The following is a 13,578-nucleotide window of genomic DNA, read 5'->3' as shown; positions in this document are numbered from 1 at the left end:
AAAATTATATGTAAATATCTAGGGCCAAATAATAACAAAGCAATCAGAAAAATAATAAGGAACGATATTAGATTTAATCCATAAAATCCCATAAACACTCCCTGTTTAAAGTAAAATTAATTTAATTTTCGTAAATTAATCATCGCACCTAAAAATAACCCCAAACCTCCTAAACCTAAAATCCATAAATACGTAGATGTTAAATGTGTTACATCCTTAACACTTAGATCTAACAAAACCCAAACTATACAAGCAGTAGCAATACCTAAACCTATAAACCAGAAAGATTTTTTACGTGTTTGTTTTTTTTCTTTTTCTTTTGCACAATAAAGACATTTTGGTTTCTTTGTTAAATGACGTAACTCGAGCATTACTTGATATATTAAATCTGGAATTTCAGGAATTTTTTCTGCCCAATAAGGGGAATATTCCCGAATTTTTCGTATAAAAGCCCGTGGCCCGACTTGTTTCCGTAACCAATGTTCTAAAAAAGGTTTAGCTGTGTTCCATAAATCCAAATCTGGATACAACTGCCGTCCTAAACCTTCAACATTAAATAACGTTTTTTGCAATAGTACTAATTGCGGCTGCACCTCCATATTAAATCTTCTAGCAGTCTGAAATAATCTTAAAAGTAATTGTCCAAAAGAAATTTCTTTTAAAGGTCTTTCAAAAATTGGTTCGCATACGGTGCGTATCGCTGCCTCAAATTCATTTATCCTAGTATTTTCTGCAACCCAACCCGATTCAACATGCAATTGGGCTACACGACGGTAGTCTCTATTGAAAAATGCTAGCAAATTTTCGGCGAGATAACGTTGGTCATCTGGACTTAAACTTCCCATAATCCCGAAATCAACGCCCAAATACTGAGGGTTTTCTTTATTTTTAGGTGAAACAAAAATATTCCCTGGATGCATATCGGCATGAAAAAAACAATCACGAAACACTTGTGTAAAAAAAATTTCAACACCTCGTTCCGCTAATTTCTTTAAATTAATCCCTTGTTTTTTTAAAGTAGAAATATCAGAAATTGAAATACCATAAATACGTTCCATGACTAGGACTTTATGCGAGGTATATGGCCAAAATACTTCCGGAATGTAAAGCAAATCAGAATCAGAAAAGTTACGCCGTAATTGTGAGGCATTAGCACCTTCACGTAATAAATCTAATTCGTCTTTTAAACAAGCTTCGAATTCTGCTACAATTTCACGAGGTCTAAGTTGTTTGGCAGATCGCCAATAACGTAAAGCAAAATCCGCTAAAGCATATAATAAATCAATATCTCGATTAATTTTTTTATAAATTCCCGGCCTTAACACTTTAACCACAACTTCTTGACCCGTGGTCAACAACTTAGCAGTATGAACCTGCGCAATAGAAGCCGACGCTAAAGGATTAATATCAAATTGAGAAAATGCTTCTGAAATAGATTTTCTAATACAAGTTTCAACAATAGATTTCGCTTCTTCTCCTGGAAAAGGAGGTACGCGATCCTGTAGCTTTGCTAATTCGTCAGCAATATCAATAGGGATAAAATCACGCCGTGTTGATAAAGTTTGACCAAACTTAACAAATATTGGACCCAAGTCTTCTAGTGCAAGACGAATTCTTTCTCCTCTAGACATCTTTTTATTAAGTCTTCGATAAGGATTTAAATATCCAAAAAAACGTAAAGGCCTGAATAGATCTAGAGAATACATTAATTCATCTAGATTATAACGAAAAAGAATAAAACTGATCTGCATTAAACGCACTAGATGAGAAATAGCTTTCATCCATTCAATCCTTTTTGCAAGGAATTTATCCGAGCTTCTAATCGAGCACAATCGTCGCGTAGATCATCAACATCGGAAAAAAAAAACTGTAATTCTTCGTCAGGGACCAACCAATTCATTTCCGTTTGGACATAATTTGTTACATTTTCACTAAGATTTTCTATATTTTGTCTAGCCCAAAGACTTATTGTTTTAAGCGCTTGTATCAAGGGGTACGCTAAAGCATCACCTATTTTTTTTGATAATTGTTCTTCGTAATCTATCTCAAGAGTTGAAAAAAAATCTCTAAATTGTTTTCCAAACTCCATGTCACCCACAACTTGTAGAGGAATATCTGTAAATGCTTTATCTTTCTTTATAAATGCCATGCGTAAAAAATCAAAAGTTGAACCACGTAATATTAAATCAGCAGGTCCGTTATAATCTTTACTCAAATAAATTGAATCGGATTTAAAAAGCCAATAATAGATAAGCGAACCCCATTCTATCTTTACTACTCTCCCAGATAATTGGCGCAAATGTTTTTTGGATTCTGGGTCAAGATTTAGATAACGATTAAGTATCGCTTCTTGAATAGATAATATTATATTGGAGCTAATCAAAATTTCCACGCTCTATGTAATGCGACTATTCCACCGCTAAGATTATAGTATTCACATTTATCAAATCCTGTGTCTAAAATGAGTGTCTGAAGTGTTTTTTGATCGGGATGACGGCGTATGGATTCAACTAAATAACGATAACTTGCTTCATCATTAGCAATCCATTCCCCTAATTTAGGTAAAAAATCGAAGGAGTAACGATTATATAAGTTCTGTAAAAACCCTAATATAGGTTTAGAAAACTCTAAAACAAGTAAACGACCACCTGGTTTCAAAACCTGATACATAGATTTTAGTGCAGTTTGCTTATTCGTTACATTGCGTAATCCAAAAGCTATACTCAGACAATCAAAACTATCCTCCGCAAAGGGTAAATACTCTGCATTGGCTTGGATGGGGCTTATTTCCGAAAACCCTGAATCTAGTAGCCGATCTCGCCCTATATTTAGCATGGCAGCATTAATATCTAACAAAATTGCCTTACCCTGCGGTCCTATTTGCTTAGCAAATGCTTTTACCAAATCACCCGTACCTCCTGCCACATCAAGTACAGTATCTCCCTTACGAAGTTGAGATAATTCCACCGTAAATTTTTTCCATAGACGATGTAACCCAAAAGACATCAGATCATTCATAAGATCATATTTGCCTGCAACTGACTGAAAAACTTCAGCCACTCGGTTATTTTTTTCACTCACGGGAATACTTTGATAACCAAAGTCTGTAGTCAAGGTTTCATTCATTTTAATGCTCGATGGAGAATCTGGCATAAGGATTACCATTATTCTAGTTGGTCTATCTTAACTACCTAGCTGATTTTGAGCAAGAAAATGACTCATTTTAATAACTCATAAATTCTAGAAGCTTCAAATGTAAATTATTTAAATTAATCAAATAAAAAGCTAAATGCAGCTAAGCTTTTTAATTTCTTCAATCCAATATTTTAACTGAATCAAAGTAGTAGGAAATAATGCGTGAATTATTGAACCTAATGCTTAAGTTGTGATCCTGTAAAAGTAGAATAGGATGTATGTCTACGCAACACTGCTAAAGCGTGCGGACTTTTAACATCGGTCCATAACTCCAAAGCTTGTAAGGGGGTTAATTCATTAGCTGGATCACTTAAACCCCGGATTGCATGTAAGATTTCCATCAAGCCAATAAAATCATAACTTAGGGCGCTATAAAGAGAAGCGGAACCTGCTTTTGACAAGCTTGCTACCTGAATATAGGCTGATTGACCTAGCTCAATAAAATACTTAATTTTTACATGTCTCTTTTCAGCCTGTTCAGGAAAAAACCCGGCAAACAGTAAACATTTATCTCCTACTTCGCGTAAACACTCTCGTTGCCTAGAGCACCTTTCAGTCATACTAGTTAGAAATTCTTTCGCTAAAACTGAATTCGCGATATCAGGTCGATGATTATAGTACCCTAATAAAAAAACTAAATAACTTTCCAATTCATTGTTCAACCTGAGATTGCTGCTAGATTTTGCATCCTTAACCAAAGACTGCCATTGAGCTGTAGTAGTTGGTTGCAATAAAAGCACACCCATGATAAAACCTCTCAATATTAATTGCCTTTCTATCAGTGTAGAACACGCTAGCCGAAATGCCTTACTTTGCGTTATCATGCACTCTTTTTGAACATTCCTAATACCTAATTTCTTAAACTATCATGATCCAAAATATACGTAATATCGCCATAATTGCCCATGTTGACCATGGAAAAACCACACTTGTTGATAAATTATTACAACAATCCGGCACTCTCTCGAGCAGGGCTGCTCCAGTGGAGCGTATTATGGATAGTAATGACTTGGAACGTGAGCGTGGCATTACTATCCTCGCGAAAAATACTTCCATCGAGTGGCATGGTTATCGTATTAATATTGTCGACACCCCTGGGCATGCTGACTTTGGCGGAGAAGTGGAACGTATCTTGGCTATGGTAGATTCTGTATTACTATTAGTAGACGCTGTAGATGGTCCTATGCCACAAACACGTTTTGTTACGCAAAAAGCCTTTGCTAAAGGTCTAAAGCCTATTGTCGTCGTTAATAAGATTGACAGGCCCAGCGCCCGACCTGATTGGGTTATTAATCAGGTTTTTGATTTATTCGATCGTTTAGGCGCAACCGAAGAACAATTAGATTTTCCTATTATCTATGCTTCTGCTTTACAAGGTTATGCAACATTAGACCTTAAAAAACCAAGCTCTGATCTGACTCCTTTATTTGAAACTATCATTAATAAAGTTGCTCCCCCCGCAGTCGACTCTCAAGGCCCCTTTCAAATGCAAATTACCACCTTGGATTATTCTAGTTATGTAGGGACTATTGGTATTGGTCGGGTTCAGAGAGGATGCGCTAAGTCTAATATGCCTGTTGTATTAATTGACAGAGAAGGAAAAACTCGGCCTGCTCGTATATTACAAATTTTAGGTTATCGCGGCTTAGAACGTATAGAAATCGATCAAGCAGAAGCTGGTGATATCATAGCCGTAACAGGTATTGATAAACTGAATATCTCTGACACGTTGTGTGATCCTAACTTAGTGGAAGCTTTACCCGCTTTGATAGTTGATGAGCCTACGATGAGCATGACCTTCCAGGTTAATAACTCACCTTTTGCAGGTAAAGATGGAAAATTTGTTACCAGTCGCCAAATTAGAGAGCGTCTTGACAGGGAACTACTGCATAATGTTGCGCTTAAAGTTGCAGACACAGAAGATCCCAATCGATTCCGCGTCTCTGGAAGAGGAGAATTGCATTTATCGATATTAATCGAAACTATGCGTCGTGAAGGGTATGAGTTGGGAGTATCTCGTCCTGAAGTTATTCTAAAGGAAATTGATGGTGAGCTGAAAGAACCCTACGAAAACTTAACTGTAGATCTGGAAGAACAACATCAAGGTAACATCATGGAAAAACTAGGTAGTCGACGTGGCGATCTAGTAGATATGGTATCGGATGGTAAAGGACGCGTCCGACTAGATTATAAAATCCCCACGCGCGCTTTAATTGGTTTTCGTACAGAATTTTTAACTGCAACTTCTGGCTTAGGATTAATGCACCATGTATTCGATCATTACGGTCCTGTAAAAAAAGGGACAATTGCTAATCGAGCAAATGGTGTCATGATCTCCAATCAAGTCGGTAAAGCAACTGGATTTTCCTTATTTAATTTACAAGAGCGTGGAAAACTATTAATTGGCCCGCAAACTGATGTCTATGAAGGCATGATTGTAGGCATTCATTCGCGCGATAACGACTTAGTTGTTAATGTCGTAAAAGGGAAGCAGCTCACGAATGTTCGAGCTTCAGGTTCAGATGAAAACATCATTTTGACTCCCCCCATAACATTTTCCTTAGAACAAGCATTAGAATTTATCGCTGATGATGAATTATTAGAAGTCACACCGCATTATTTGCGCTTACGTAAAAAGTTTTTGAAAGAACATGAACGTAAACGTTCCGGACGGGATGTTTAAATAACTAAGCTTTTTTGCTGCTGTTTAAGTGCATGTTGCTTATTCTAAGAATTTTTATAAAATTTTTATGAAAACCTGTTGTATAATTCATAGTATTTATGAAAACTTATTCTAAACTCAAGCTTTGGAAATTAGCATGGCAGCAGAAAATCTAGAAGAAATTGTATCTTTATGTAAACGCCGAGGATTCATCTTCCCTAGTGCTGAAATTTATGGAGGCCTACAAGGTGTCTATGATTATGGCCCATTAGGTGTAGAATTAAAAAATAATTTAAAAACCGCTTGGTGGAAATCTAATGTTTACGAGCGTGATGATATCTACGGATTAGATTCTGCCATTTTGACACATCGAAAAATTTTTTATTATTCCGGTCACGAAAGCACCTTTGCTGATTTACTCGTCGATTGTAAACAATGTAAAAAGCGTTGGCGTTTAGATCATCTTATAGATGGTAAATGTGAAGCATGTGGCTCTACCAATCTTACTGAGCCAAGAGTCTTCAATATGATGTTTAAAACCACCATGGGGCCAGTAGAAGACCCTGATGCTTTTGCCTATCTACGTCCCGAAACCGCACAAGGAATATTTACTAATTTTAAAAATGTTATGGACTCTATGTCTCCTAAACTTCCTTTTGGCATAGCACAAATTGGGAAAGCTTTTAGAAACGAAATAACACCACGTAATTTTATTTTTAGAGTCAGAGAATTTGAACAACTCGAAATTGAATTTTTTGTTAAACCGGGTGAAGATGAAAAATGGCATGAATATTGGGTTGAATCTCGTTTAGCGTGGTGGAAGAATCAAGGGTTAAATACCGAAAGATTAAAATTATTAACGCAAAGCACATCCGAACTGGCTCACTATGCAAAAGCAACCGTCGATATACTCTATAAATTCCCTCATGGCTTTGAAGAACTAGAAGGAATTGCTAATCGTACTGATTATGATTTAGGTTCGCATACGCAAGATCAAAATAAATTAAATATAAATGCTCAAGTAGCTATTAATAAGCAAAGCATTGCTAAATTAACCGTCCAAGACCCTCCTGGTTCGCATTTTATTCCCTACGTAATAGAACCTTCAGCAGGTTTGGATAGAGGTGTACTTGCCATACTCACCGAAGCGTACGAAGAAGAAACTTTAAAAGATGATAAAAAACGTTTAGTGTTGAAAATAAAACCACATTTAGCACCCGTCAAAGTAGCTATCATCCCTTTAAAGCGCAACGATAGTTTGTTGGTAGAAAAAGCAAAAAATTTGAAGAATGCAATATTAGCTTTGGGAATAGGCAGAATTGCCTTTGAGGATACCGGAAATATTGGAAAAAGTTATCGGCGTCATGATGAAATTGGCACACCACTTTGCATTACTGTTGATTTTGATACCATAGCTAAAAGTGAAAATACTGAAAATCATGATACCGTCACCCTACGTGATCGCGATACTATGCAACAAAAACGTATCAACCTATCTCGTTTAGATGAATATATAAAAAATTACTTCTCATAAAAATTTTATCATTGTCTTTTTCCAAAAATTGCTGTACCTAATCGAACCAATGTCGCACCTTCAGCAATAGCGGCCTCAAAATCCTGAGATGTACCCATAGATAAAGTATCTAATCTTAAGCCTAATTTATTTAGTTTCTCTAAGCTTAAACGTAACGCTTTAAAGTTTTTACGTTGGGAAGCGAAATCTTTTTCGGGTTTGGGAATTGCCATTAAACCCCTTAACTTAAGATGAGAAAGCTTAATAATTGAAGTTGCAAAGGGGGCAATATCTTCTAAATATATCCCAGCTTTGCTTGTCTCTTTCTGCAGATTAACTTGAATACAAACATTAATGGGCGTTAAATTTGCTTCTTTTCGATACTCATTCAATTTTACAGCTAATTTTAAATCCGCAAGACTATGTACCCAAGAAAAATTATTGGCAATAAATTTTGTTTTATTCGTTTGGATTCTTCCTACAAAATGCCATTCTAACCCTAAATTCGGAAAATTTTGAATTTTTTCAGCAGCTTCCTGAACATAGTTTTCACCAAAGATGAATTGTCCAGCATCAATTGCTGACCTTATAGCCTCTACATTTTGCGCTTTGCTGATAGCAATTAATTCGACTGAACCTGGTCTTCTTCCAAAGCGACATTCTGTATTTCTTATCTTTTGTATACAGTGCAAAATTCTTCTAAAAATGCAATTTTTCATATTTTCTGAGAGAATTTAGAGACAATTTACTTACTTCTAATAATTTAAAAGCGTATAATAATCTTATTATTAAACAATAAGCGGGGTCGTTGTGTCTGCATCACCATCCAATTTTTTAGTTAATTACCGACAACACATTCAGCAACGGGCAGATCAAGATATTCCCCCTCTTCCTCTTGATGCAACACAGGTTACCGCATGTATTGAATTAATTAAAAACCCCGCCTTTTCTCATGAAGCCTCTTTTTTAGTCAAATTATTAGCAGAACATGTAGCACCCGGAGTCGATCCAGCGGCTTATGTTAAGGCTGGTTTTCTTGCAGCTTTAGCAAAAAACGAAGTTAATTCCCCATTTATATCGCCTAAATACGCCGTTAAGCTTCTTGGTAGTATGTTGGGTGGTTATAATGTTCCTATTCTTATCGAATTACTTGACGGGCAACAGGACATAGCTGCAGTAGCAGCAAAACAACTTTCACACACTCTATTAATGTTTGATGCTTACCATGATGTCATAGCCGAAGCCAAAAAAGGGAATCTTTATGCTCATCAAGTTGTAGAAGCTTGGGCAAATGCAGAGTGGTTTCTGTCTAAGACTAAACTTCCTGATAAGCTCACCTTGTCAGTTTTTAAAGTATCTGGAGAAATTAATACCGATGACCTCTCTCCTGCGACTGAAGCCTGGAGTCGTCCTGACATCCCTTTGCATAGCTTAGTTATGTTGAAAAATCGTATGTCGGATGCATTACAAGTTATTAAGCAGCTAAAAGCTAAAGGTCATCCTATCGCGTTTGCTGGTGATGTTGTGGGTACTGGTTCATCGCGAAAATCTGCTATTAATTCATTATTGTGGCATATCGGCAATGAGATCCCCTTTGTTCCTAATAAGAACCGTGGTGGAGTTATTTTAGGTGGCAAAATTGCTCCAATATTTCGAACAACTGCTGAAGACTCTGGTGCTTTTCCTATCGAAGTTGATGTAAGTCAACTTCATATGGGTGATATTATTCAAATTTATCCCTATGAGGGACGAATTGAGAATGAACAAGGACAAGAAATTGCTCATTTTACGCCGAACTTCACGCTCATGGATGCCGCGCGTGCTGGTGGTAGAATTCCCTTAATTATTGGTCGATCATTGACCGATAATGTAAGAGCCGCATTGTCTTATCCATTCTCCAAAGAATTTAATCGCCCAGAAATTATCCCCGAAAATGGCAAGGGATTTACCTTAGCTCAAAAAATGGTAGGCAAAGCCTGTGGAGTCCCTGGTATCAGCCCTGGGACATACTGTGAACCAAAAATGACAACCGTTGGCTCACAAGACACAACGGGGCCTATGACCAGAGATGAGCTAAAAGAGCTTGCATGTCTTGGGTTTTCAGCAGATCTTGTCATGCAAAGTTTTTGTCACACTGCAGCCTATCCAAAACCCGTTGATATAGAAACACAACACAGTTTGCCAGATTTTTTCTCTTCGCGTGGTGGGGTTGTATTAAGACCCGGCGATGGAATTATCCATTCTTGGCTTAATCGAATGCTGTTACCTGATACGGTGGGTACCGGTGGCGATTCCCATACGCGATTTCCTATAGGTATTAGTTTCCCTGGCGGTTCGGGTGTTGTTGCTTTTGCAGCGGCTATGGGTGTGATGCCATTAACCATGCCAGAATCAGTATTAGTTAGGTTTACTGGCAAAATACAACCTACCATCACATTACGTGATCTAGTCAACGCGATACCCTATGTCGCCTTGCAACGGGGTTTACTCACGCTCGATAGCAAAAATAAAAAAAATATCTTTTCTGGACGAGTATTAGAAATTGAAGGTTTACCGAATCTTAAAATTGAGCAAGCTTTTGAATTTGCAGATGCATCTGCTGAACGTTCAGCAAATGGTTGCACTATTCGCTTAGATAAAGAACCGATTGTAGAATATTTAAATTCTAATATTTCCCTACTAAATTGGATGATAAGAAATGGTTACCAGGACATTAAGAGTTTACAGCGCCGAATTAAATCAATGGAAGCTTGGTTAACAGACCCTGTTTTACTAGAGCCAGATGCAGATGCAGATTATGCAGAAATCATTGAAATTGATCTTAATCAGATCAAAGAACCTTTATTAGCCTGTCCCAACGATCCAGACGATATCAAACCTTTATCTGCCGTAGCACAAACTAAGGTTGATGAAGTATTCATAGGTTCATGCATGACGAATATTGGTCACTATCGTGCAGCTGGTAGTTTATTAAAGAACTTTAACACCCGATTACCCACTGTATTATGGATAGCACCTCCAACCAAGATGGATGCACATCAGTTAATGCAAGAAGGTTATTACGCAATCTATGGCATTGTAGGTGCACGGACCGAAATGCCTGGTTGTTCTTTGTGTATGGGAAATCAAGCAAGAGTAGGTGATAGTGCAACAGTAGTGTCCACCTCAACTCGAAATTTTCCTAATCGTATGGGAAAAGATGCTAATGTCTATTTAGCTTCGGCTGAATTATCTGCTATAACCGCCATTTTAGGTTATATACCCAATTTAGATGAATATAGAGAAAAAATGAAATCTATTGACGCTATGAGTGAAAACTTATATCGATATTTGAATTTTGATCAAATGCTAGATTTTCAGAACGTGTCAGAACAAATTGAGCAATTAATCGGTATTTAAACTTTAACAACAAATATTTTAAAACTTTAATGGATTTAAATTGAACACAATTTCTTAATTTTTATGGGGGTAGGACTTAGTGGAGTTTTACGCTACGGAGTTTCCACAGGAATTAATAATTTATTTAACAAAAATTTTCCCTATGACACTTTAGTGGTCAATGTAACCGGATCTTTTTTAATGGTTTTTTATTTGTTATTATATTAGAGAGATTTCAAAGTATTGCTCAACTTAGAGCATTACTGTTAATTGGTTTTTTAGGTGGGTATACCACTTTTTCTTATTTCTCAATCGAAACCATCAATTTAATGGAAAATGCTAATTGGTTTCCTGCAATTGTAAATATTTTGCTTAGTACTATTCTATGTCTTATGGCAGCATGGATGGGTGTAATTTAGGAAGAAATCTATGAAAAACATTAGATAAGTCATCATTAGAATTTATGTAACTGAAGCTTCGCATCTACTTGATAAAATAATCGATTATTTAAAAAATGATAAATTCTCTGGAGTTGTATATCGGGCCATTGAAGGAATAGGAGAATCGGGAAACCTAACTAGCTCATTGCTCGATTTTTCATTAAATCTCCCCATTTGCATCGAATTTTTTGATTATGATAAAGCTAAAGTAGAAAAAACACTTGATCATTTACATCAAATCATAAACCCTGGACATATTATTTTTTGGGAAGCAAAAGTGATTATTAAAGATTAATTCAGCAACGCTAAAGACTTAGACGTTTAAAAATTTTTTCTGGTATAAACCGGATAATTAACATTATAAGCCGCCAAATTCCAGGAATGTATACGCTCTCTTTCCCTTTATCTAACGCCCGGATAATTTTTATTGCTGTTTTTTTTGGACTAGCAGCTAAATAAAGTGGATACTTTCCTCCAAAAACCATTTTCGTATCAATTAAACCTAACTTGATTGTTAATATTTGTATTTTAAAAGGGTAAAAATAATTACGTAACCCTTGTAAATAAGTAGTCAATCCTGCTTTACTAGCACCATAAACATAATTGGGTTTCCGCCCTCTATCTCCTGCAACAGAACTTAATCCAATAATAAAGCCTTTTTTTTGAATAGCCAAATACTTAACGTAATATTCAAGAAAGGAAATAGGACCGGTAAAATTTGCTGCAATCACTTTTTGATAATCTAATTTATCAATTAAACCTATAGCCATTATGAGACCATCAATAGCACCCATTTTATCGATAAGCATTTCAAAAAAAGCCGCATGCGAATCAATTTGGGTAATATCAAAAAAAGCACAATCAACATCAACGTTGAATCGGATCCTAAGATCGCTTGCTATACGTTCTAACTCTGAGATATCCCGACTTGCGAGAAAAAGTTTGCAACGTCTCGAAGCCAAAATTTCGCTACAAGCCCTTGCTATAGAAGAAGTAGCCCCTAAAATCAATATGGATTGCATAGAAAATATTTATATCTAATCAACATAATGTAATTTTAGATTATACTCATTGCACATCAAGATGCGAACAAGCATTTTGATGTACTTTCTTTAATAGCGAATAAACTAACCAAATGACATCATGTATTTGCTTTTTTTAAAAATTCGGATATTACCGTAGATTGATATTTTTCCTTGTGTATTAAAATATAGAACTCTCGACTCAACGTTAAAAATGGAGTTTTTAGTTCTACCAAGGTATTATTTTTTAAAGAATCTTCTACAACAAATCTAGATAAGCAACTTATCCCCAAACCTGCTTGCGTTGCTTGCTTAAGTGCATCTGTATCATCCAATTCTAAAAAAGGACGAATTTTTCCGCCAATTTTCTCTTCCAATTTTTCGCGTATACTTGAACTTTGTTTTCGTAGTAACCAACGTGCGTTAGCGATATCTGATAATGTCAATTTCTTTTTTTTACTTAAAGGATATTTTGGAGCAGCAATTATCACTAACTCATCTTTTTTCCAAGGATAGGTATGAACTTTATCAGAAAAACAATTAGCCTCAATTAACGCTACATCAATATTAAACGTGAGTAATCTAGATAATATTGCCTTAGTAGTAGCTATTTTAAGATTGATCTGAATATTTTTGTGCGTATAAGCAAGTTCAGAGATAAGTTTTGGTAATAGATAATTACCGATGGTTTTACTCGCACCTATGATTAACTGACCCGATAAATTATCTTTTTTGTTTTCCATCATCATATCTTTGAGTTCTGATATTTGAGATATGACACTACCCGCTTTGGGTAACAACACTCTTCCACGTTCATTCAAAAATAATTGCTTTCCATGTCGATCAAATACAGAGCCTTCTAATTGCTCCTCTAATGTGGCAAGTGCCATGCTACACGCTGATTGTGAAAGATACATTCTTTTTGCAGCGTGACTAACGTTTCCGGTCTTAGCAATTGCAACAAAAACTTCGAGTTGTTTTAGAGTAATACGCATAGCAATTTTAAATTATCATCACTTAAATCCAATGCATTTTAATTAATCTTACATAATAATATTTATGTAAATGTAAAACCATAATACCGGATAAGTAACACTATGACTATTATCATTATGAAAAAAAATATCTACATCAAAGAATGTAAATGAATATCTAAAGTATTGATTATAATATTATTTCTTATAAAAAAAATTCTAATTGCATAAGAAAATGCTTAAGTTAAAAAATATAATTTGCATAATCTAAAATATAAATATAATTTAATTTTTTTATTTACAAAATTAATTTAAGTAACCTCTGATAACTAATTAATAAAATTTTTTTAAAAATTAAAAACAAATATTGTATGTTGAATTGATTACTACAGAA

12 protein-coding genes are annotated in these 13,578 nt (G+C 35.6%); 5 read left to right on the top strand and 7 right to left on the bottom strand.

Annotation, left to right across the window (positions count from 1 at the left end):
* Positions 1–116: 116 nt before the first annotated feature.
* The 4 genes from ubiB to AACL18_RS00225 form a co-directional block, all read right to left on the bottom strand.
* Entirely contained in the window at positions 117–1,781 is a 1,665-nt protein-coding gene (gene ubiB, locus AACL18_RS00240) for a ubiquinone biosynthesis regulatory protein kinase UbiB (protein WP_339050559.1), read from the bottom strand.
* Positions 1,778–2,383, bottom strand: a complete 606-nt coding sequence (locus AACL18_RS00235) for a ubiquinone biosynthesis accessory factor UbiJ (protein WP_339050558.1) — start codon at positions 2,381–2,383, stop codon at positions 1,778–1,780. Before AACL18_RS00235 ends, ubiB begins: the two co-directional genes overlap by 4 nt.
* Complete coding sequence (gene ubiE / locus AACL18_RS00230) at positions 2,380–3,126, bottom strand: bifunctional demethylmenaquinone methyltransferase/2-methoxy-6-polyprenyl-1,4-benzoquinol methylase UbiE (RefSeq protein WP_339051656.1); 747 nt, start codon at positions 3,124–3,126, stop codon at positions 2,380–2,382. Before ubiE ends, AACL18_RS00235 begins: the two co-directional genes overlap by 4 nt.
* Before the next feature lie 245 nt (positions 3,127–3,371).
* Positions 3,372–4,019 (bottom strand): hypothetical protein, encoded by a 648-nt coding sequence (locus AACL18_RS00225; protein WP_339050556.1) that lies wholly within the window; start codon positions 4,017–4,019, stop codon positions 3,372–3,374.
* A 44-nt stretch (positions 4,020–4,063) separates the two neighbouring features.
* Between AACL18_RS00225 and typA the strand changes: the two genes are divergently transcribed.
* Together typA and AACL18_RS00215 are read left to right on the top strand one after the other, a co-directional pair.
* Positions 4,064–5,878 (top strand): translational GTPase TypA, encoded by a 1,815-nt coding sequence (typA, locus tag AACL18_RS00220; protein ID WP_339050554.1) that lies wholly within the window; start codon positions 4,064–4,066, stop codon positions 5,876–5,878.
* 136 nt (positions 5,879–6,014) lie between these two features.
* Positions 6,015–7,391, top strand: coding sequence for a glycine--tRNA ligase (locus tag AACL18_RS00215; RefSeq protein WP_339050552.1), 1,377 nt, complete (start codon positions 6,015–6,017; stop codon positions 7,389–7,391).
* 8 nt (positions 7,392–7,399) lie between these two features.
* On the opposite strand, the gene AACL18_RS00210 is transcribed toward AACL18_RS00215, so the two are convergent.
* The gene (locus AACL18_RS00210) at positions 7,400–8,089 is read right to left on the bottom strand and encodes a YggS family pyridoxal phosphate-dependent enzyme (protein ID WP_339050550.1); all 690 of its coding nucleotides are present in this window, start codon (positions 8,087–8,089) and stop codon (positions 7,400–7,402) included.
* A 91-nt stretch (positions 8,090–8,180) separates the two neighbouring features.
* Between AACL18_RS00210 and acnB the strand changes: the two genes are divergently transcribed.
* The 3 genes from acnB (at position 8,181) to AACL18_RS08090 (ending at position 11,483) form a co-directional block, all read left to right on the top strand.
* Positions 8,181–10,769, top strand: a complete 2,589-nt coding sequence (gene acnB / locus AACL18_RS00205) for a bifunctional aconitate hydratase 2/2-methylisocitrate dehydratase (RefSeq protein ID WP_339050548.1) — start codon at positions 8,181–8,183, stop codon at positions 10,767–10,769.
* Positions 10,770–10,939: 170 nt separating this feature from the next.
* Positions 10,940–11,167, top strand: a complete 228-nt coding sequence (locus AACL18_RS00200) for a fluoride efflux transporter FluC (RefSeq protein ID WP_339051655.1) — start codon at positions 10,940–10,942, stop codon at positions 11,165–11,167.
* A gap of 31 nt (positions 11,168–11,198) precedes the next feature.
* Positions 11,199–11,483 carry a DUF190 domain-containing protein gene (locus tag AACL18_RS08090; RefSeq protein WP_422395907.1) on the top strand — a complete coding sequence of 95 codons (285 nt, stop codon included), beginning with the start codon at positions 11,199–11,201 and terminating at the stop codon, positions 11,481–11,483.
* 10 nt (positions 11,484–11,493) lie between these two features.
* Here AACL18_RS08090 and AACL18_RS00195 read toward each other — a convergent pair whose 3' ends face one another.
* Together AACL18_RS00195 and AACL18_RS00190 are read right to left on the bottom strand one after the other, a co-directional pair.
* Positions 11,494–12,210: an SDR family NAD(P)-dependent oxidoreductase gene (locus AACL18_RS00195; protein ID WP_339050547.1), complete on the bottom strand. Its 717-nt coding sequence runs from the start codon at positions 12,208–12,210 to the stop codon at positions 11,494–11,496.
* A gap of 119 nt (positions 12,211–12,329) precedes the next feature.
* Complete coding sequence (locus tag AACL18_RS00190; RefSeq protein WP_339050546.1) at positions 12,330–13,205, bottom strand: LysR substrate-binding domain-containing protein; 876 nt, start codon at positions 13,203–13,205, stop codon at positions 12,330–12,332.
* Positions 13,206–13,578: the final 373 nt, after the last annotated feature.

Source organism: Rickettsiella endosymbiont of Xylota segnis (genome assembly GCF_964019545.1).
Lineage (GTDB): Bacteria > Pseudomonadota > Gammaproteobacteria > Diplorickettsiales > Diplorickettsiaceae > Aquirickettsiella.
This window is presented reverse-complemented; position numbering and strand designations above follow the sequence as displayed.

Bases quoted from the DNA above. Each gene is read 5' to 3' on its own strand.
- typA (WP_339050554.1), top strand. From the start codon at position 4,064: ATGATCCAAAATATACGTAATATCGCCATAATTGCCCATGTTGACCAT.
- AACL18_RS00210 (WP_339050550.1), bottom strand. From the start codon at position 8,089: ATGAAAAATTGCATTTTTAGAAGAATTTTGCACTGTATACAAAAGATA.
- AACL18_RS00215 (WP_339050552.1), top strand. From the start codon at position 6,015: ATGGCAGCAGAAAATCTAGAAGAAATTGTATCTTTATGTAAACGCCGA.
- AACL18_RS00225 (WP_339050556.1), bottom strand. From the start codon at position 4,019: ATGATAACGCAAAGTAAGGCATTTCGGCTAGCGTGTTCTACACTGATA.
- ubiB (WP_339050559.1), bottom strand. From the start codon at position 1,781: ATGAAAGCTATTTCTCATCTAGTGCGTTTAATGCAGATCAGTTTTATT.
- AACL18_RS00190 (WP_339050546.1), bottom strand. From the start codon at position 13,205: ATGCGTATTACTCTAAAACAACTCGAAGTTTTTGTTGCAATTGCTAAG.
- AACL18_RS00195 (WP_339050547.1), bottom strand. From the start codon at position 12,210: ATGCAATCCATATTGATTTTAGGGGCTACTTCTTCTATAGCAAGGGCT.
- ubiE (WP_339051656.1), bottom strand. From the start codon at position 3,126: ATGAATGAAACCTTGACTACAGACTTTGGTTATCAAAGTATTCCCGTG.